Below are 20,605 nucleotides of genomic sequence, written 5' to 3'. Positions count from 1 at the left end.
GGGATGGGGGTTGAAATGCTAGGATTTTTCATTCGAAAATTTGTACAAATCACGCATTAACAAAAAATGTATTTGTATTATTTGTGCAGGGGATAGATTTAAATTATTGATATTAAGAGTATAAAAAGTGCAATTTCTCCGGGCGTTGTCTGCGGTCATACGGGTGTTGAGCGTCCTCCGGGTAAACGCCGGTATTGAGAAGGAGTTACATTGGTGTGTTTTTTAAATATGCGTGAGAAATAAGCGGCATCGTAGAACCCACATTCTGCCGCTATGTCCGCAATAGATTTATCCTCTGACATTAATTTCTTCTTGGCGTAGTCGACACGTAAATTAGTAATATATAGAGATGATGTGTAGCCGGATACGGCATTTAGCTTCCGGTTAAGTTGTGACGGGCTTATACACAGCTTTTCTGCAAGCGCTATAGAAGAAAAATCGGGATTATGCATTTCACGGTAAATAATATCTGTTGTCTTCTGAAGAAATTCCATATTGACATCCTTTACCGGGGGAGTATCTTCTTTGAAGATTGTGCGCATGTATTTTTTCTTGAGCAGGCGTCGGTTTTTGAGCAACGTTTCAATTTGTACCAGTAATTCATCGGGATGGAACGGTTTTCGTATATATGCATCTGCACCATGCTTCAACCCTTTCAATTGGTCGTCCATCCCACTTTTTGCCGTTAGCAGAATTATTGGGATATGGTTTAGCAGTTCCGAGTTGCGAATGTCGTTGCAGAATGTCAACCCGTCCTTGTTCGGCATCATGATATCCGAAATAATTATATCCGGAACCAGTTCGTTGGACAATTTCAAACCTTCCTCCCCATCCCGGGCCGTTACGGTATTGTATTTGGGTGAAAGCAGCGCTTTTATGTAAAGTATCACATCTTCACTATCTTCAATCAGCAGGATTGTCGCGTTCACATTAGTTTTAGGTGATTTTCCCTTTTCGTATGGCCTGACAAGCCGGCTGTTTCGTTGTGTTATCCTGGTTGCTTCTGCCGGGGAGGGTTGCTGCCTGTTTTCTGGGTTCCATACCGGCAAAATCCATTCTTCCGATTGCCGTAACGGTAATGTTACCGTAAATACGGAACCTTTTTTTTCCTCGCTGTCTACCGTTATTTTTCCATGCATGATTTCAACCAATTGACGGGTATAATTTAAACCGATACCACTTCCTCTTTTTTTATCGGATTGACCGCTCTGATAAAAAAGATCAAAGATCCGCTCTATCTCTTCTTTCGGAATGCCTTTGCCGGTATCGGTAACTTGCAGTACGACCTCCTTGTTTTTAACCGTTGAGACCGATACAGAGACCTCATCACCCGGGAGGCTGAACTTCAAAGCATTCGACAATAGATTTTGCAGGATATCATCGATGTAGTGTGGCACAAAATCCATTTCAATAACCGGTTCGCTACTGGAAAAATATAACCTGATATTGTTATTTTGCGCGTACAGGCGGAACGAGTCAACCATCATCTGCACATAAACGGAGATATTCCCTCTTTGCCATTCGGGATTGTCCATACCCGCATTTATTTTTGCCATGTTCAGCAATTGATTTACTAATGTAAGCAAGTGTGTGCCCTGTCGGTCTATGGCTTTAAGGTAATAGCTGGACTCGGCGTGAGTGGAATTTTTCTCTTCCTGTAAATGTCTGCTTAATCCCAGGATTACGGTGAGTGGCGTGCGGAATTCGTGGGTTATATTTGTGAAAAAATTGGTTCTTAACCGGCTGAGTCTCCGGAGTATCTTGTTGCTTCTGGTGCGATGCCTGTAAGCATAAAAAAGCGTTGCCGATAAGAGTATGAGGAGGAAGACAATGATAAAAGAAGCCGTAAGGATGATTTTTTTCTGCCGGGTTTCCATTTCGTTCCGGATGTTCAGTTGGGTAATGTATTGCCTGTTTTTATCACGCTCGTAGTTTACGCGTGTATCGATGATATGATTTAGTTTCTGTGCATTACGGACACTGTCTTGATAAGCCTCGCTGAGTTTGTAATTCTTTAGTGCGTCGGCGAAATTGCCCCGCTTTAGGTTATATTGATGCAACAGGTCGTATGTTTCCGAAAGATGTTGCGGCGATTCGATGTGATTCGCTGCTTCTTTTGCCAGGTCAATCTGTTTTTTCGCTGCTGCAAAGTCATTTTTCACCAACCGGATGCGTGCTATCGCCAGACAGGCTTCCAGCCAGTGCCATGTGTCAGAAATATTTCCCATGATTTCGTAAGCCTGTTGGTACTCACGTTCCGCTTCATCGTATTGCTCCTGCAATTCGTGGATATGTCCGAAATGGATGTGGCACAACCCGATTCCCAACTGTGATTGGGCAACCTGGTTTTGCTCCATGGAATACTGATAATAGATAAAGGCTGAATCATACATCTGTTTTTCCTGGAAAATTACACCGATATTGGCGTAATTCATAGCTTGTCCTACCGGGCTGTTCAACGCTTTTTCTTCTGCAAGCGCTTCACGGAGCAGCTTTTCGGCTTCATCATAATTGTCGAATGAAAGATAAATGATGCCAATGCCGTTCAACGCCATCACGCGGTTTTTCCTGCCTTTATATTCATTTCTTCCGGAATAGGATTCGGCCATTTGCAGTGCCTGGTAATGATACCCGGAGGCTTCCGGGAAGGCACCTATCCGCCGGAAATCGGTACCTAAATTATTCAGGGCCTCCGTAATACCGATGGTGTCTTTTATATTGTAGGCAGCAACCAATCCCTGTTGATGATAAGTGATGGCGTTCGAGAAATCGGACATCTCCCGCATCCGTTTCCCTAATTCCCTGCAGAGTATGGAAATGGCCACCTCGTCCTGAGAAGTAATACTCTGTTCCAGTAATATACGTATAGAGTCGGTAGGGAAACCCGGCGAGATCTTATCTTCCCATTTTTTCTTGTATTCTTCTGAAAATTGTGGTTTTTTATCGTCTTGTGCGCATGAAAAAGTTAAGAACAAGACAAGCAAGATTACACCTGTTTTTAAAAGAACAGATATCCCGCTGAAAATGCAGACAGCGTATTGACTTGAAAATCCTAATTGTAAGCGCATTGCTATGATTTATTGCACAAATGTAATCAAAATATCAAATCTGCAAACAAGACCTAAAATTTTAACTAATAAAAGGAAAGAAATGAGCAGGGATATAAGTGAAATCTATTTTTTATTTTATATACCTATAAGTGGGGATAAAACCTCGCGAATTTCATAATTTTTAGGGATTGTGGTGGCGGTTAATTACCAATAACTTTGCGTTTTTATTATTAATAACAACTTTGATATAAGAAAATGAAAAAGTTTGGTTTTTTAATGTTGCTCAGCGTCTTATTCTTGGCTGCTTGTGATAAGGATGACAAAGAGCCGGCTCTTCCGGGTGAAGTAAAAGATGTGAAATTTGAAGATGTCAGATCATATACCGATTGGAAATATTTCTCTTTCTCGAAAGGAGAGTTTGTTACCGTTACTGATTATCAGAACGATCTGACGTGGGATATTGCTTTCCATCGGGGTGATGTCCGCCTGAATGGAGGTGCGTCAGGTAAAGGAAAAGGGGAAGCGCTCAATACCCAGCAAACAAATTGGAATGCAGTGACGGAAGCACCTGCGAGTGGTTATATAAAAGACCAGGTCGGAAAGATAACAACTGCATTTATAGGGGATGGTATAACGGAAGAGGATCAACCTTTTTCTCAGACGGTTACAACGTGGCTGACGGTTGATACAAGTAACCCGCCTCCCAAATACACCGTTCATAATTGGATCTATGTTGTGAAAGCCGCAGACGGTAACTATGTAAAACTCTGGTTGTATGACAACAAAGATGAGAAGAATACTGCGGGCTACGTTAGCTTCAGATATCAGTATAATGCAGGCGGAAGCACCAGGTTCAACTAAAAGATCTTGATAAGAGAAAATTGGCAAGATTGTCTGATAGTTTTCACTGTTCAGGCAATCTTGTTTTTAGATAATAGGTATGAGGATTATACTGTTGGCAATATTCTTTATCACTGGTATTGGGCTTAACGCACAGCACCAGCGGATAGAAGGCCGGATTATTGATTGCAGGTCGCAGGAAGGTATACATCTTGTCAGTGTAGGAATACTTGGTACAAACAAAGGGGCTATCTCCGACAAATCGGGAAAATTCGTTATTGAAGAAGTACAGGAAGGTGATTATACCTTTGCCGTTTCATCGATCGGTTATGAGGATAAGCGCATACCGGTTTCCGTTCCCTCAAAAAATGAAAGTCCGATAATCACCATATCGCTGTGCGAACAGGCGATTGATCTGGATCAGGTTGTTGTGACGGCAACCCGTACCGAACGGTTGCTGAAAAATGTTCCTATACAGACTCAGATGATTTCGTCCAAAGCCATTGAACGCATGCAGATAACCAATTTCAGGGATTTACTGGAATACGAACTGCCCGGGGTAGAGTTTACCAACAATGGCGGTTATGCTAATATCAATATGCTTGGCTTCGGAGGCAAATATGTGTTGTTTCTGGTGGACGGCGAACGTATGGCGGGCGAAACGTTCGATAATATAGATTATAACCGGGTGGATATGGACAATGTGCAGCAAATCGAGATTGTGAAAGGAGCAACATCTTCCCTCTACGGCTCCAATGCTGTGGGAGGAGTGATTAATATTATCACCCAAAAGCCGCGGAAAACATTTGAAACAGGAGCTAATGTAAGATTCGGGAGTAATAACGAACAGAACTACCGCTATACCGTAGGCACACGCAGAAAATGGGGATATGCAAACCTGACGGCATCATTCAAATCGATGGATCCCTACTTGCTGAAAGACCGGGAACCTCTTACTCAATGGTTTGCCAACGGAGATAAAGTGGAATATCCGTTAAGTGAAACTTATATCGCCGGATACAAGGATTACAGTGTTAATCCCCGGGTAGGGATAGATGTCTCTGAGAAGTTACATTTAGAGACAAAGGGAGGATATTATTTCAAGGAGAGAAATCCCGGAGGTTTGGACGGAACAAAAGTTACCGACCGCTATTACAACTATTCGGGCGGAGTAAAGGCGGATTACAAAATATCGGATAACCAGCATTTGCAAATTTCCGGAAACTTCGATCGATATGACAAGTTCAAATACTACAAATTGTTGAGCGAAAAAGAAAAAACCTATGAAAATTCCCAACAGCGATTCAATGGGATGTATACCCATTCTTTTGCTGCGGGACACTCGTTGGTGGCGGGTGCGGAATATTTTTCCGATAATCTGATGACATTTATGTTTGAGAGCGACGGGAGCAATGCGAAGCGTGACGCGCAGACTTATGCCGTTTATACCCAGCAGGAATGGCTGTTGGCTGAAAAAATTATACTCGTAACCGGTTTGCGTTACGATTATCACTCACAATTTAAGGGACATCTTACTCCCCGTCTATCGGCGATGTTTAAGTTTACTCCCCGGTTCACCGTCCGGGGTGGATATTCAGGCGGTTTCCGTTCGCCCACTCTCAAAGAATTATATACCGATTGGTTCCATCCCGATGGTGGGGGATTTCAGATTATCGGTAACAAAGATATGAAAGCAGAGAGAAGTAATAACTTCAACCTCTCTGCTGAACTGTCCCTGGGAAAGACGGTAATCACTGCCATGACACAATATTCCCTTATCGAAGATATGGTAAGTACACTGTGGGCAAACCAGGATACAGTGCTGTATGCCAATATTGGGGATGCCAATGTATGGAGTACGGAGTTATCGGTTACCAGCCAGATAACCAACAACCTTTCTTTGAAAGTAGCTTCCTCTGTAGTGACCGATAATCTTGGGAAAAGGTCGATTATACGTCCCTTTTCGACCACCGGGCGGATAGACTATATCATTCCTGTTTTCGGGAAATATAATCCTACTATCAGTCTCAGTGGAAAATATTTCGGAGGGATGGATATTTACGGAACCGGCGATATTACGGATACGGACAATGAAACGGGGATCGAGAAGGAAGTTTCCGAAGAATACAAGGTGCATTACGACGGATATGCTATTTGCCGCTTGTCGTTTGCACAGGCGCTTCCTTTCAACCTGACGTTGAATGCCGGGATAAATAATCTTTTCGATTATAAGCCTAAATTTTCAAGTTTTTATTCGAGTATATCGCCCGGAAGAACATATTATATCGGGTTAAAATGGAAGTTATAAGGAAGCATCCTCAAAAAACAGTAAATAGTTTATATCTATATGAAAAAGAAATATACGCTCATCGCTTTATGCGCCCTGGTCATTATTGCTGCAGGATGGATAGCCTGGCAGAAAATGGCTGCCCCCACCAGAATCGCCTTGTTTAATTTCCAGTCTTTTCAGGTATCGAATATCTCGTTATCGAACGCCGATAAATTTATAAAATTCGAAGAGGTTTCGGTGGAAGAGGTCGGTAAATTGAAAAATTATGATTTCGTGCTGGGTTTCGGTATGGGGCTGAAAGTATCGGAAGAGCAGCGTGCACAGATCCAATCGGCAGCAGACAAAGGAACGCCGGTTTATATGTTTGCCGTAACCAATCCGCAAAATAATATCTGCAACCTGGACAGTACGGATTTAGAGCAGATATCCGGTTATCTTAGCAGCGGTAATAAGGCCAATTACCAGAATATGGCGCGTTATATACGCCGGAATATAGACAGGAAAATCCTGTTTGCCACCGAGGCAGAGCCTGCAGTGGAAAGTGTGTCTGATGCTTTTTTTCATATCGATGAGAATGTGTCTTTCGAAGAGGTGAATGAATATGAGGCATATCTCAAAAAGCAGGCCTTTTACAAGGACGGAGCCGATAAGGTAGCCATTATTGCCGGTATTCATGATCCGTTCAGTGGTAATAAAGAACATCTGGACAGCCTGATCGTGTCGCTGCAGAATTCGGGATTGAATGTCTACCCCATCTCTTCAATGACAAAACGCATGGATTTCCTGGAACAGGTGAATCCCGATGCGGTGGTTTATTTTCCACACGGACGTCTTTTGATGGGACAGCCGGATGCAGCCGTGGAATGGTTAAAGAGCCGGAATATTCCTGTTTTTACGCCGATTACTATTCTGCAACTGAAAGAAGACTGGATGAAAGATCCTATGGGAATGTTCGGCGGGTTTATGGGACAGACCATCGTCATGCCGGAACTTGATGGCGCCATTTATCCTTATTCCCTGGTAGCCCAGGAAAAAAACAATGAGGATCTTTATGTTTTCAGAACAATCCCTGACAGGCTTAAAAGTTTTACGGCGATTGTCAATAACATGATCGCCCTCAAACATAAGAAGAATGCGGAAAAAAAAGTCGCTATCTATTATTTTAAAGGAGCTGGTCAGGAAACATTGGCAGCACAGGGTCTGGAAACCGTGCCTGCCCTCTATAACCTGTTGAAGCGTTTAAAAGCCGAAGGGTACAAGGTGGATAACCTCCCGGCAACCGAAAAAGAGTTCGAGAATCTGTTGATGACACAAGGTTCGGTGTTGAGCACTTATGCCGAAGGGGCTTTCGACGATTTCCTGAAGAACGGTCATCCGCAACTGGTTAAAAAGCCGGATTATGAAAGATGGGTAAACCAAACCTTATCGAAAGAATTATATAAAGAAGTGACCGATGTGTACGGTCAAGCGCCCGGGGCTTATATGAGTGTTGTGGAAAACGGTGAAGAATACCTTGCCGTAGCCCGCATACAACTGGGGAATATAGTTTTGCTGCCTCAACCCATGGCGGCGTTGGGCGATGATGATTTTGCCATCGTTCACGGGGCGAAAATGCCCCCACCACACACCTATATCGGCTCTTATTTATGGACTCAGTTCGGGTTTAAAGCTGATGCCTTGATCCATTTCGGAACACACGGCAGCCTTGAGTTCACACCACAAAAACAGGTGGCGCTGAGCAGTAACGACTGGGGCGACCGTTTAGTCGGTACCATTCCCCACTTTTACTATTACACTATCGGTAATATCGGTGAAAGCATGATGGCAAAACGGCGTTCGTATGCTACCACCATCTCTTATCTTACTCCTGCTTTCACGGAGAGCAATACCCGTTCGCAGTTCAAATCGTTACAGGATAAGATACGGGAATATTATAGAACCGGTGAAGCACAGCAACCCACAGCATCGTTAGAGGTTAAGAAGATTGCTGTGGCGATGGGTGTCCACCGCGATTTGCGTCTGGACAGCGTAATTTCCCAGCCATATACCATCGAAGAAATAGAAAGGATAGAGAATTACGCAGAAGAAATAGCCAATGAAAAGATAAACGGTCAACTTTATATTTCGGGTGAACCCTATTCCCCGGAGAAAATAAAATCTACCGTGCTGGCTATGAGCGCCGATCCGATTGCTTACAGCCTCTCCTCTCTCGATAAACAAAGAGGAAAAGTAACCGAAAACCAGTTGAAGAGCAAAACATTCTTCACACAAGCGTACCTTGATCCGGCAAAAAATCTGGTCAATCAGGTCCTGGCCGGAAAAACCGTCGATGATGAACTCGTATGTGCGGTAGCAGGGATTACCGCTGCAGAGCTGGGAGAGAGTAAAACTATTCTGAATCCACCCAAAAGAGGTATGGCTGCGATGGCGGCTGGAGCGGATATGCCGGGACAATCCCAGACGCATGAATATACTAAGGAACAGAAGGAAAAAGCCCGTATGATAGCCGAGATTGAACGTACTATCCGCAATATTCTCCACTACAAATCGGCGTTGGAAGAGAGCCCCGAATTGGAGTTTAAAGCGATGCTCAATGCGTTGTCAGGAGGATATGTATCACCTTCTTCGGGTGGTGATGCGGTAGCGAATCCCAATGCTGTTCCTACCGGTAGGAATCTTTACTCTGTCAATGCCGAGGCTACCCCGTCGGAAGTAGCATGGGACAGAGGTGTTGCGCTGGTAAAAACCACGCTTGAGCAATATCATAAGGAGCATGGCGAATATCCGCGTAAGGTGAGTTATACCTTCTGGAGCAGTGAGTTTATCGAAAGTGAAGGCACCACCATTGCCCAGGTGTTGTATATGCTGGGTATTGAGCCGGTGCGTGATACCTACGGTCGGGTCTCCGAACTTCGGCTTATACCCGCCGAAGAGTTGGGACGTCCGCGTATCGATGTGGTCATACAGACATCAGGACAATTCCGCGATCTGGCCGCATCGCGTCTGATGCTTATTTCGAGAGCTGTAGAAATGGCTGCGGCGGCAAAAGATGAAAAGTATGAAAACCTCGTGTCGAAAAGTACCGTTGAGATAGAACGCCAGTTGGTTGAACAGGGTATATCGCCCAAAGATGCCCGCGTCATGTCTACCCGCCGCGTATTCGGAGGGATCAACGGTATGTATGGTACAGGTATTCAGGAAATGATTACCAGCAGCGATAAATGGGAATCGGAAAAAGAAATTGCCGATGCCTATATCAATAATATGGGGGCGGATTATGGAAGCGATAAGAATTGGGGCGAATTCCAGGCAGGACTTCTCCGTACTGTTCTCAGTAATACGGATGTGATTGTCCAACCGCGTCAGAACAATACCTGGGGTGCATTAAGCCTCGACCATGTATACGAATTTATGGGCGGGATGAATCTTGCTATCCGCAATGTGACCGGTAAAGACCCTGACGCCTATTTTGCCGATTACCGTAACCGTAATAATGCCAAAATGCAGGATCTGAAAGAGGCCATCGGTGTTGAATCGCGTGCCACCATACTCAATCCCGAATATATCAAGGAGGTAATGAAAGGTGGCGCGTCGAGCGCTACACAGATTACCGAAGTGGTGACCAATACCTTCGGATGGAACGTTACTAAACCTAATGTCATCGATAATGAATTATGGGATGAACTCTACGATGTATATGTAAAAGATAAATTCGATCTGGGTACGGAAGCGTTTTTCAGGGAAAAAAGCCCGGCTGTATTGCAGGAAGTAACTGCCATTATGATGGAAACCGCACGGAAAGGTATGTGGAAAGCCACGCCCGAACAGCTTGCTGATATTGCCAAACTGCATACCGATCTGGTAAAAGAGTTCGGTTCGACCGGCTCGGGTTTTGCCGGAGGAAATACCAAACTGCAGGATTACATTGCTCAGACTGTAAATCCTTCCGATGCCCAGGTTTATAACAGGCAGATCCGTGCGATGAAAACCCCCGGAGCCGATGCGAGCGTAACCCCGGCGGGAACAGTCCTCAAAAAACAGGAGGTTGGGCAAATTGAGAACGGTGAAAAGAATTCACTCAACGGAATCATTGTTGCCACGGTAGTACTTGTGGTATTTGTCATTCTTTTACTAATTTTACGGCGGAAAAGGAGGAGCTAATTGTTAGAATAAAGAACCAAGATCCAAGAATCAAGACACATCCGGTAGATTAATACAGTCTTGGTTCTTGGCTCTTGTATCTCAAAAGAAGATGGAAATCATCATCCAGATATTGATCCTGTTCATCATTATCAACACTATCCTGAAGCTTAGTTTCTGGAAATGGTGGCAGACGGTAATTTTTGGGATTATTTGTGCGATTTTTGTGATTTGGGCACAACAATATGCTATTGTCCAGTCCAAAACGCAGTTGCACGATTATCTCTCGAACCGTCAGGCATTGCAGGATATGGCCGTGCTCATCACGGTAGAATCGGCTATTTGTTTTGCTTTTTGCTTTGCCGCGTTGATGACCATGTTCGGCAAGAAGAAAAAGCATTGGGTACGGTTATTATACTGGTATCCCAGCCTTTTGTTGTTCCCTGTACTGTTTTATATGCTGACACAAGCTATATTCAGCCTCTCAGGCGCCAATTTCGGTACGATTGCATATACCATTGCAGGGATTACCCTTGTTGTTATTCCTGTTGCTTCTTATGGTATCCAACTTTTTCTGCCGGAAAAGGAGTTGCGGCTGGAGGTACATTTTCTCGTAAGCCTGTTTGTAGCCATATTGGGATTATTGACAACCGTAAATGGGAATGTCACCTACACAGCGGCAAAAGAGCCGCTAAATATCCGGGCGATACTCTATTCTATTGGCCTGTTTGTGGTATTATTCGCAATAGGATATATCTGGAACAAATATAAGTGGAAGTTTAAAAAATTCAAATAATGGAAGTTATTTCAAAAACGTTATTCTGGGTAGCCAATAGTCTATTGATACCCGATATTATTATTTTGTTGTTCCTTTTTGGGCGCTCATTGCTGCTCATCGGCAGTTTTTACGACCAGTTCATGACCAAACGGAAAAATGACAAGGCGATAGGGAATAGAATCAAGGAGTTGTCGAATTTCAGTATGGACGAATTGAAAGCTGTTATTCCCAAAAACGACAATTCGCTTTTCATTAAGTATCTGCGTGACTTGCTGACCACTCCTCCGAGCGAGGCATACTCCGATTTCTTGATTTCGAATTTCGAGAACGAGGCTGATAAAGACCTGGCTCTCTCGAAGATGCTTGCCAAAATGGGACCCGTACTCGGACTGATCGGAACGCTTATCGCCATGAGCCCGGCATTGGTGGGACTTTCCACCGGAGATATTTCGGGTATGGCGTATAATATGCAAGTGGTTTTTGCTACTACGGTCGTCGGACTTGTGGTATCCGCAATCGGACTGGTTACATTACAAACCAAACAACGTTGGTATGCAAAAGATGTGAATAACCTCGATTACGTTTCCCGCATTTTAACCGAAAAAAATAATTGATATCATGAGCAGAAAAAGAAGGATCAGCAAATTTTCAGGCGAAGAGGATACCGATCCGCTAAGCGTTATCGTGAACCTGTTCGACGTAGCGATGGTATTTGCTGTGGCGTTGATGGTTGCCATGGTGATGCATATGAATATGACTGAAATCTTTACGCAGGAAGATTATACAATCGTAAAGAATCCCGGCAAAGATAACATGGAGATCATCACTAAAGAAGGAAATAAAATCAATAAATATACCCCCTCAGACGATCAGTCATCAGGCTCTAAAGGTCGTAGGGTAGGGGTGGCTTATGAACTCGAGAACGGTGAAATAATTTATGTGCCTGAATAGAACGTCTTTATTCATTTAGCTTAACAAAAACGCTTGCTCAAATCAATCTCTGTTGTTACTATAATAGGGGTATTTGCCTATGTTCTACCTGCAAATTCTATCATTTGTGGGTATATATGGTTATTTTCTACCGGAAAAATACTCATTTCTTGCAATTGATGCCTTATGTTATTGCCTATATCTTTGTCCTAAAATTTTAGGTAATTCCATTAATATAAAAAATGAATCAATTAAAGAGTCTTTATGTAAGGCTGACCGGGATAATCGTTTTCATTTTCTTTTTTCATTCTTTATTTGCACAACAAGACCGCCAGGCCGTTATTCGGGGAAGCGTAAAGGATAGTAAAGGTGATCCGGTAGAGTTTGCTACCGTCTACATAAAAGAAACCCAGCAGGGTACACAATCGGACATTAAGGGAGATTTCCTTTTGCAGGTTGCGCCGGGGAGTTACACGTTTTGTGTGCAAATGATGGGGTACGAAACACATGAACAACCCATCACCGTGCAACCGGGCGGGAGAATGACGATTTCGGTAGAGTTGGCTGAGAAGAGATATGCACTCCAGGAGGTGGTGATAGAAGCCAAATCTTCCGTACAACGCATTAATGAGTCGGCATACAATGCCGTAGCGCTGGATGCCACGGTACAACATAATTTAACGACTAATCTGTCGGGCATGCTCAATAAGGTGTCTGGTGTCAGGATCCGCGAAACCGGTGGGGTAGGATCTGAAATGCAGGTTATGATGGACGGCTTCAGTGGGAAACATGTGAAAGTCTTTATCGACGGCGTTCCTCAGGAAGGTGTGGGAGCATCGTTCGGATTGAATAATATCCCTGTAAACTATGCCGAGCGTATAGAGGTATACAAGGGGGTAGTACCCGTAGAGTTTGGAACCGATGCCATTGGCGGCGTAATCAATATTGTGACCAGGAAAGGTTTTAATAGGAAATGGCATCTCGATGCCTCCTATTCGTATGGTTCGTTCAATACCCATAAGTCTTACTTCAATTTCGGACAAACATTTGATAACGGACTGACTTATGAGGTAAATGCATTTCAAAACTATTCCGATAATAATTACTATGTGGATACGCCGGTAAAAGAGTTCTTGCCGGATGGAGGTAGTAGTACCGACAGATCAAAGATTGAGCATGTAAAACGGTTCCATGATACTTTTCATAATGAAGCGATATCAGGAAAAGTCGGTCTGGTAGATAAACCGTGGGCAGACCGGTTGATATTTGGGGTCACTTATTCACAGGTATATAAAGAGTTGCAGACAGGCGTACGCCAGGAGATCGTTTTTGGTGGCAAATACCGCAAGGGCCATTCTGTGATGCCGTCGCTCGAATACCGCAAACGGAATATGTTTGTGGATGGGTTGGATGTGACGCTAACGGCCAACTACAATAAAAACAATACGCATAATGTAGATACCTCCTCTTATGAATTTAACTGGCGGGGAGAAAAACGTCTGCGGACCGGTACGCCCGGGGAGCAGTCATACATGCATCTACGATCAGACAATAATAACTGGAATGGAACGGTTTCTGCCCGTTACCGGTTAAAGGATATCCATTCGTTTACATTCAACCATATTATCAACTCCTTCAGGCGTTCCAACAGGTCGCTTCTGACACCCGGATCCGGCCCTGACCCGATACCCAAAGAAACGCAGAAGAATGTCAGCGGTCTCTCTTACCAGCTTATGCCCAACGATAGATGGAATGCATCGCTCTTCGGTAAATATTACTATCAGTATGTGGCAGGCCCGATAGCTACCTCCTCTTCACTTGATGAAATTGTACGGGCCACTAAAACCATCAGCACTACCGGTTATGGTGCGGCCGGGACCTATTTTATCATGGATAATTTACAGGCCAAGATATCTTATGAGAAGGTGTACCGCCTGCCTACCAATAATGAAATGTTTGGCGATGAAGACCTGGAAACCGGAGATATAGCGATCAAGCCCGAGAACAGCCATAATATCAACTTCAATGTGAGTCTTGATGAGTCATTTGATAAACATGCCATTTACCTGGAGGGGGGATTGATTTACCGTGATATAAAGGATTATATCCAGCGTAATATCACGGGACTGGGCGGTGGACTCTATGGTGCTGCCTATGTCAACCACGGTAAAGTGCTTACGAAAGGGTATACCCTTACTGCGCGCTACAATTTTTCAAATCTGTTGAGCGTGGGAGGAAACTTCACCGAAATCAATACACGCGATAATGTAGCGACAACCATTACCGGCTCACCCAGTAATACTTATAAAGCCCGTATGCCCAATGTCCCTTATCTTTTTGCTAATGCGGATATTACTTTTTACCGTCACGACCTGGGTGCGAAAGGGAATGTGCTGACGGTTTCTTACGATAATTTCTATGTAAAGAGTTTTCCCCTCTATTCGGAGGCACTGGGCAGTAGCGAGAGTAAATCAGTTGTACCTACTCAGTTCTCCCATAATGTGAGTGTCTCCTACTCTCTGAAAGAGGGGCGTTACAATATCTCATTCGAGTGTCAGAATCTTACTGATGAAAAGTTGTATGATAACTTTAGCTTGCAAAAGGCGGGCAGGGCATTCTACGGTAAACTGAGGGTTTCTCTGTAAAATAAAATTGTAATGGATCGATTGGATCGGTTCCTATGTATACAAACTTCAAATTACTTAAATAATTAAATATTATCAATTAAAACTAAAATAATATGAAACGAGCATCTGAACTATTTGCACAAAAGAACATGATTATTGCGAGTTCCATACACCGTAATAAAAAGAATATAATAAATCGTATGAAACGTTCTAAATTGTATTTGATTCCAGCATTATTGATGGCTGGATTGTTATTCTCTTCCTGCGATAACGATATTCCGGAACCAGATGATGGAAACGGGGATGAAGTTTCAGAGAGTTATGTTATTGCCGCGTTGGATGGAACTACTACTGTTGCCAATTACCTATTAACTTCCGGTGGGCTGGATAACGGCACAATTACAGCCAAGGATAATAATAATGCACATGAGACAGATCCCGGGACTTACTGGGTATATTACCAGGATAAATATTTATTCCGTTTAGTATATAACCAAGGAAATGCGGGTATCAGTTCTTCCTATATTCTGGACGGTCAGGGAAAGGTGAAAGAGCGTAACAACACGTATGAAATAAAGCGGTTTACCTCTTACGGAACTTATAAAGACTATATCATCACTTCTTCGACAAACGATTTAGGTACAGATCTTGCCGATGAAAACGGTTATCTGCCAAAAGGGTTCCAGTTCTCTTATCTCGATGTGGAGAAAGAAACCTATAACTCTAATCAACAAGTAATGCTGGCTGAGAACTACTTGGGTAACGGTGAATTTATTACCCTGGCAGGCCTTCTTGAATCCGGTAATAAAATCTATTCGGCACCGATCCCTATGGGATTGAGCCAATACGGAGTGAAAGCCGAAGGTGGAAAATACGTGAAATATCCCGAACTGGTGAAAACGGAAGATGGCGGATCTGCCAGTAGTGCATACAAAAAAGGAGAACTGCAATGGACGCAATATCCCAATGAAGCATGGATCGCCATTTATGACAACGAGAAAATGGAAAATCCGAAATTGATCAAGACCGATAAGATCAGTTATGCTACCGGGCGCCATCGGTCTCAGTATTATCAGATGGTATGGGCGGCCGATAACGGAGATGTGTATGTCTTCTCACCCAGTTTTGCCAAGACGATGAAGGACAATGTACAGAAGACTACTTTGCCTGCAGGTGTGGTCCGTATTAAAGCGGGAGCCGAAGAGTTTGACAGTGACTACTATTATAATCTAGAAGCGCAAACCAATGGTAACTCTTTTCTGCGTACCTGGCATATCGGCGACGATTATTTCCTGTTGCTGATGTATGATGAGCCGTTCCACGATAACTTTGATGCTACTAATACGCCTGCATCACGTTTGGCTATCTTTAAAGGTGAAACCGGAAAGCTCACTTATGTAACCGGCTTGCCCGATCCCGATAAGATCAAGGGATTTGCCAATACTCCCTACGTGGAAAATGGAACGACCTATATTGCAGTTACTACTACCGACGGCGTTTCTCCAGCAGTGTACAGCATCAATCCGCAAACAGCGACAGCAACCAAAGGACTTACGGTACAAGCCACTGAAATTGCTGCTATCGGTAAACTGAAAGTGTCAGGTAACTGATACCGGCATACATATTTTTATTATTCCTCCCGCTTTTGTGATTTGAACGAATGGCGGGGGGAATAGTTATATTCAGAGAATCTGTATGATATGAAGACCATTCTTCTCTTATTACTTCTTTTTACTATTTATCCTGTTCAGGGACAACCGAGCCAGGTGATAACCCCTATTGAAGAATCTGCAAAACAGTTATTTGATTTGGAACAACATGACTTGATTTACAACGAGAGAGAATATCGTCTCTATATAGCACAACCGTCTGGTAGCGGACAGACTTCCCATCCGGTACTTTATATGCTGGATGGGAACGGCCAGTTTCCCATGCTGATAAATGCCGTAGACGAAATTTCGGAAAATACCCCGCTTATTGTGGGTATTGGCTATCCTTCGTTACAGGCATACCCTAAAGAGCGCACCCGGGATTATACCGTGCCTGTTGAAGGGAACGACGAAGGCGGCGGCGCCGAAGACTTTTACCGGTTTATTGTTGATAAAGTAAAGCCTTTTATTGAAGCGAATTATGCTATGGATACCACACGCCAGACATTGTGCGGACATTCTCATGGAGGGCTTTTTACACTTTATGTGATGTTTAATCACACCCGGAGTTTTCAACATTATCTGGCTGCCAGTCCGTCTATCTGGTGGGGAGAGGGGGCAATAGTGCCGGAACACAGACCACTCTTTTCTCATATTCCTCATTCAGTGACTATTACACTGGGAGAGTATGAGGAGAATCCCGGTTTGGATCCGTCCAGAAAGAATTTAGCACCGGAGATATTGAGAAAAAAAGAGCAGCGAAAGGGTGGTATCTCTTCCCGGGAGCTGGCTGTGATCATTGCAGAAGAAGTTCCGGACTGCCGTTTTATTCTGTTCGAAGGTAAAAATCATGGCAGTTCAATCCCGGAATTCCTTAAAGAGGCGGTGCGTGTTGCAGGAGAATAATTTCAAATTTAAGATTCAAAATTTAAGATTTCACTACGTTGATTATTAATTCAGAATTTTGCAATTCATTGGTAATTAGTAATTATTAATTAGTAATTAATTTACAAACAATATATTATCCGGTATATGCAGTCCTTTTTCAACATGAGAGCATTGGACAAATTGGCTGATACAAGCCAGGGATAATGCCGATGGCTTTATTTCAACGGTCATATCTGCTGGTTTGTTCGGATTCTTTTTTTTGCTACGCATAACTCTGCCTTCTAATTTATTTGGTAAGATTAGAACGCTTGCAAAGACCCTTTATTGCAACAGGTTGAAAAAAAACGCAAAAAACACTTTTCATCAAACCATTTTACATATCTTTGCTGTGATTTAATTATAAAAAAGAATGAAAATGAGAAAACTAGTTTATCTTTTTATTGCTGTTGGCGCACTTTTGTCGTGTCAGAATAACAATAAATATACAATCAAGGGTACTGTAGCCGGTGACGCTTATGAAGGAACCAACGTTTATTTGCAGCAAATGACGGAGAATGCAATGGTGGCAACTGATACGGCTATTATTCAAAATGGGGCTTTCTCTTTCTCGGGAATGGCCGATACCACGGGGCTTCGTTTTATCGCACTGGATGAGACTGTAAATCCGCAACAGGAAAGCAGAATACCGGTATTGGTAGAACCGGGCAAACTGGAAGTGACTTTCGATACCGTAGTTACTGTAAAAGGTACAAAAATAAATGATGCTTATACCAATTTCAGGTTGCAACAAAGAGAACTGGTACAAAATATCAGAGGTATTATAGGACAATTCAACAGCGAAAATGCAGCAGGTACAATGACTGAAGAGCGGGATGCCGAATTGCAACAATCTTACGAAGAAATCAGTAAGCAATTGACCGATCTCAATTTCAATTTTATCAAGGATAATATTGATAATAAACTGGGAGAATTTGTTTTTCAAAATTCTTCTTCCATGTTTGAGGCAGAACAGCAAAAAGAGATCCTTGATCTTGCCAGCGAAGAATTCAAATCCACAGAGAGGATTCAACGTGTAATAAAGAGACTTGAAAATCTTGAGAATGTGGCTGTAGGTAAGAAGTTTGTTGATTTTACTTTGAAGGATACTGAAGGAAATGACATCTCTCTCTCCGATTATGCCGGTAAAGGGAATTATGTCTTGGTCGATTTTTGGGCTGCCTGGTGCGGACCTTGTCGTCAGGAGATGCCTAATGTTGTTGCGGCATATGACAAATATAAAGCAAAAGGATTTGAAGTGGTCGGCGTATCACTTGATCAGGAACATGAACGTTGGGTGCAGGGAATCAAAGATTTGAATATGACCTGGCCGCAAATGTCCGACCTGCAGTACTGGGACAGCCCGATAGTGGATCTGTACGCTATACAGGGAATACCCCATACTGTACTTCTTGATAAAGAAGGCAAGATTATTGAAAAGAATCTGAGGGGGGAAGCCCTGGATGCTAAATTGGCTGAGTTGATGCCTTGATAGAGCGGGTATAAACCCTATATGCCGCTTCACTGGAAGCCGGCAGAGAAGAGAGTCTGTCTCAATAATAAGTTTGAGGCAGGCTTTTTTTATATTTATAATTTAAGTTTAACCCAAGGTCTGATGTATGTGCAGTTATCGTGAAACAAATGTATTCTTTTTATTGTTCTAATGGAAATTCTAATATGCTATAAATATCAATGGTTTCACTAAAGTTAGATATTTGAATTTTGTTTTACTATTTCAGGTTTTATTGCACTATTCGCTTATCGAAATAGTTGCTTAAATAGTTCTATACACAGAAATGTAAAAGTATAATAATCATATGAAACAACTCAAAGTACGTCAATTAGCCCCACAAAAAATCCGTATAAAAGAGGAAACCCGACATTTTTATAATGGGATTTTTATTGATTTGGGAGAGTTGGTCATTTTTTCTATAAACGTAATAAAACAATTTTTTCGTCCGCCTTTTGAGCATAAGGAATTGATAAAACAAGGGTTTCTACTGGGGAATAAATCTTTCGCCCTGGTGAGTGTGACCGGTTTTATAATGGGATTAGTATTAACTATGCAGATGAATCCGGTTTTAGCGGATTTTGGCGCTCAGACTTTATTGCCGAGTGCTATTTCTGTAGCAATGGTGCGTGAATTGGGCCCGGTAATAACAGGACTTATCTGTGCAGGGAAGATGAGTTCCGGTATTGGTGCTGAGATTGCAGCCATGAGAGTAACCGAACAAATAGATGCCATGGAAGTTTCGGGAACGAATCCTTTGGGCTATGTGGTGGCTACCCGTGTGCTGGCAACAACCATCACCGTTCCCCTTCTCGTTATTTTTGCCGACGCATTCAGTTTTTTAGGAGCATTCCTTGCTGTAAATGTTTTCGAAGATACTTCCTCTACCTTGTTTATTGACAGAGCTTTTGCCATGCTGGGTTTCCGGGATCTGATCCCGGCTACTATAAAAACAGTCTTTTTTGGTTTCTTTATCGGACTGATAGGTTGCTATAGAGGTTATAACGCAGGAATAGGAACGGAGTCGGTAGGAAGTGCCGCCAATTCAGCGGTAGTAGTGGCTTCTCTTACTATTTTCGTGATAGATTTGATTTTTGTTTTAATCACCAATATTCTCTGATTTTGTATGGGAAGGGAAGAAGTAATTGTAGTAAAGGAGCTATATAAATCTTTCGGGGACAAGCATATTCTTCGGGGGATTGATCTTGTGCTGCATAAAGGTGAGAATTTGGGTATTGTAGGCAAATCGGGCACGGGAAAATCGGTACTTACAAAATGTATAGTGAGATTAATAGAGCCTGATGCGGGTGAAATCAATGTACTTGGAACTGATGTCCTGGCTTGTAATAATATTGAACTGAACGAGATAAGGAAAAAAGTGGGTTATCTTTTTCAGGGAGGTGCGCTGTATGATTCAATGAGTGTAAGGGAAAATCTGCTCTTCCCGATAAGAAGAACCCGGTTTATAGATAAAAAACAAGATAGTGAAGAATTGGTGGAAAGATCTTTGAGGAGTGTAGGCTTGTTGGATGCCATAGACAAGATGCCGGCAGAATTATCGGGTGGAATGAAGAAAAGGATAGCTTTGGCAAGGACCCTGATATTAAGGCCTGAGATTATTCTGTATGATGAGCCGACCACCGGTTTAGATGCTGTGACATCAGGAGAGATCAGTGAACTTATCCTCAAAATAAAGGAAGAATATAATACTGCCTCTATTATTATTACCCACGATATGAAATGCGCCAAAATAGCTACCGATACAATCAGAATCATGAAAGAGGGTGTTTTTGTTGTGGAAGGTACGTACGATGAGCTAAGCAGGAGTGCGGATAAAGAAATACGTGATTATTTTATATAGTAATAA

General features: G+C 42.9%; 13 protein-coding genes. 12 read left to right on the top strand and 1 reads right to left on the bottom strand.

What is annotated here, in order from left to right; genetic code table 11:
• Window positions 1-155: 155 nt before the first annotated feature.
• Window positions 156-3,068, bottom strand: a complete 2,913-nt coding sequence (locus U2P89_RS14180) for an ATP-binding protein (protein WP_322191704.1) — start codon at window positions 3,066-3,068, stop codon at window positions 156-158.
• Window positions 3,069-3,305: 237 nt separating this feature from the next.
• Here U2P89_RS14180 and U2P89_RS14175 point away from each other — a divergent pair, with 237 nt between their 5' ends.
• The 12 genes from U2P89_RS14175 to U2P89_RS14120 all read left to right on the top strand — a co-directional run bounded on the left by U2P89_RS14175 (window position 3,306) and on the right by U2P89_RS14120 (window position 20,599).
• Complete coding sequence (locus tag U2P89_RS14175; RefSeq protein ID WP_313381646.1) at window positions 3,306-3,911, top strand: HmuY family protein; 606 nt, start codon at window positions 3,306-3,308, stop codon at window positions 3,909-3,911.
• A gap of 79 nt (window positions 3,912-3,990) precedes the next feature.
• Window positions 3,991-6,198 (top strand): TonB-dependent receptor, encoded by a 2,208-nt coding sequence (locus tag U2P89_RS14170; protein ID WP_322191703.1) that lies wholly within the window; start codon window positions 3,991-3,993, stop codon window positions 6,196-6,198.
• Between the two features lie 39 nt (window positions 6,199-6,237).
• Window positions 6,238-10,341: a cobaltochelatase subunit CobN gene (locus tag U2P89_RS14165; protein WP_322191702.1), complete on the top strand. Its 4,104-nt coding sequence runs from the start codon at window positions 6,238-6,240 to the stop codon at window positions 10,339-10,341.
• Window positions 10,342-10,432: 91 nt separating this feature from the next.
• Window positions 10,433-11,116, top strand: a complete 684-nt coding sequence (locus tag U2P89_RS14160; RefSeq protein ID WP_091904972.1) for a hypothetical protein — start codon at window positions 10,433-10,435, stop codon at window positions 11,114-11,116.
• Window positions 11,116-11,712: a MotA/TolQ/ExbB proton channel family protein gene (locus U2P89_RS14155; protein WP_076928541.1), complete on the top strand. Its 597-nt coding sequence runs from the start codon at window positions 11,116-11,118 to the stop codon at window positions 11,710-11,712. Before U2P89_RS14160 ends, U2P89_RS14155 begins: the two co-directional genes overlap by 1 nt.
• A 4-nt stretch (window positions 11,713-11,716) precedes the next feature.
• Window positions 11,717-12,049: a DUF2149 domain-containing protein gene (locus U2P89_RS14150; protein ID WP_076928542.1), complete on the top strand. Its 333-nt coding sequence runs from the start codon at window positions 11,717-11,719 to the stop codon at window positions 12,047-12,049.
• Window positions 12,050-12,270: 221 nt separating this feature from the next.
• Window positions 12,271-14,673: a TonB-dependent receptor gene (locus U2P89_RS14145; RefSeq protein WP_322191701.1), complete on the top strand. Its 2,403-nt coding sequence runs from the start codon at window positions 12,271-12,273 to the stop codon at window positions 14,671-14,673.
• A 182-nt stretch (window positions 14,674-14,855) separates the two neighbouring features.
• Entirely contained in the window at window positions 14,856-16,265 is a 1,410-nt protein-coding gene (locus tag U2P89_RS14140) for a DUF4374 domain-containing protein (protein WP_092027153.1), read from the top strand.
• A 90-nt stretch (window positions 16,266-16,355) separates the two neighbouring features.
• Window positions 16,356-17,210 carry an alpha/beta hydrolase gene (locus U2P89_RS14135; RefSeq protein WP_322191700.1) on the top strand — a complete coding sequence of 285 codons (855 nt, stop codon included), beginning with the start codon at window positions 16,356-16,358 and terminating at the stop codon, window positions 17,208-17,210.
• 397 nt (window positions 17,211-17,607) lie between these two features.
• On the top strand, window positions 17,608-18,720 hold the full coding sequence (locus U2P89_RS14130) for a TlpA disulfide reductase family protein (RefSeq protein WP_313381665.1): 1,113 nt from the start codon (window positions 17,608-17,610) through the stop codon (window positions 18,718-18,720).
• Between the two features lie 325 nt (window positions 18,721-19,045).
• Window positions 19,046-19,858 (top strand): ABC transporter permease, encoded by an 813-nt coding sequence (locus tag U2P89_RS14125; RefSeq protein ID WP_313381666.1) that lies wholly within the window; start codon window positions 19,046-19,048, stop codon window positions 19,856-19,858.
• Window positions 19,859-19,864: 6 nt separating this feature from the next.
• Window positions 19,865-20,599 (top strand): ABC transporter ATP-binding protein, encoded by a 735-nt coding sequence (locus tag U2P89_RS14120; RefSeq protein WP_092027118.1) that lies wholly within the window; start codon window positions 19,865-19,867, stop codon window positions 20,597-20,599.
• Window positions 20,600-20,605: the final 6 nt, after the last annotated feature.

This window comes from Proteiniphilum sp., assembly GCF_034331125.1.
GTDB classification, from domain to species: Bacteria; Bacteroidota; Bacteroidia; order Bacteroidales; family Dysgonomonadaceae; genus Proteiniphilum; species Proteiniphilum saccharofermentans.
This window is presented reverse-complemented; position numbering and strand designations above follow the sequence as displayed.

What these genes read in the sequence shown, in the direction of transcription:
- U2P89_RS14165 (WP_322191702.1), top strand. Translation starts at nt 6,238, where the DNA reads ATGAAAAAGAAATATACGCTCATCGCTTTATGCGCCCTGGTCATTATT.
- U2P89_RS14170 (WP_322191703.1), top strand. Translation starts at nt 3,991, where the DNA reads ATGAGGATTATACTGTTGGCAATATTCTTTATCACTGGTATTGGGCTT.
- U2P89_RS14155 (WP_076928541.1), top strand. Translation starts at nt 11,116, where the DNA reads ATGGAAGTTATTTCAAAAACGTTATTCTGGGTAGCCAATAGTCTATTG.
- U2P89_RS14130 (WP_313381665.1), top strand. Translation starts at nt 17,608, where the DNA reads ATGAGAAAACTAGTTTATCTTTTTATTGCTGTTGGCGCACTTTTGTCG.
- U2P89_RS14140 (WP_092027153.1), top strand. Translation starts at nt 14,856, where the DNA reads ATGAAACGTTCTAAATTGTATTTGATTCCAGCATTATTGATGGCTGGA.
- U2P89_RS14150 (WP_076928542.1), top strand. Translation starts at nt 11,717, where the DNA reads ATGAGCAGAAAAAGAAGGATCAGCAAATTTTCAGGCGAAGAGGATACC.
- U2P89_RS14145 (WP_322191701.1), top strand. Translation starts at nt 12,271, where the DNA reads ATGAATCAATTAAAGAGTCTTTATGTAAGGCTGACCGGGATAATCGTT.
- U2P89_RS14180 (WP_322191704.1), bottom strand. Translation starts at nt 3,068, where the DNA reads ATGCGCTTACAATTAGGATTTTCAAGTCAATACGCTGTCTGCATTTTC.
- U2P89_RS14120 (WP_092027118.1), top strand. Translation starts at nt 19,865, where the DNA reads ATGGGAAGGGAAGAAGTAATTGTAGTAAAGGAGCTATATAAATCTTTC.
- U2P89_RS14135 (WP_322191700.1), top strand. Translation starts at nt 16,356, where the DNA reads ATGAAGACCATTCTTCTCTTATTACTTCTTTTTACTATTTATCCTGTT.
- U2P89_RS14160 (WP_091904972.1), top strand. Translation starts at nt 10,433, where the DNA reads ATGGAAATCATCATCCAGATATTGATCCTGTTCATCATTATCAACACT.
- U2P89_RS14125 (WP_313381666.1), top strand. Translation starts at nt 19,046, where the DNA reads ATGAAACAACTCAAAGTACGTCAATTAGCCCCACAAAAAATCCGTATA.
- U2P89_RS14175 (WP_313381646.1), top strand. Translation starts at nt 3,306, where the DNA reads ATGAAAAAGTTTGGTTTTTTAATGTTGCTCAGCGTCTTATTCTTGGCT.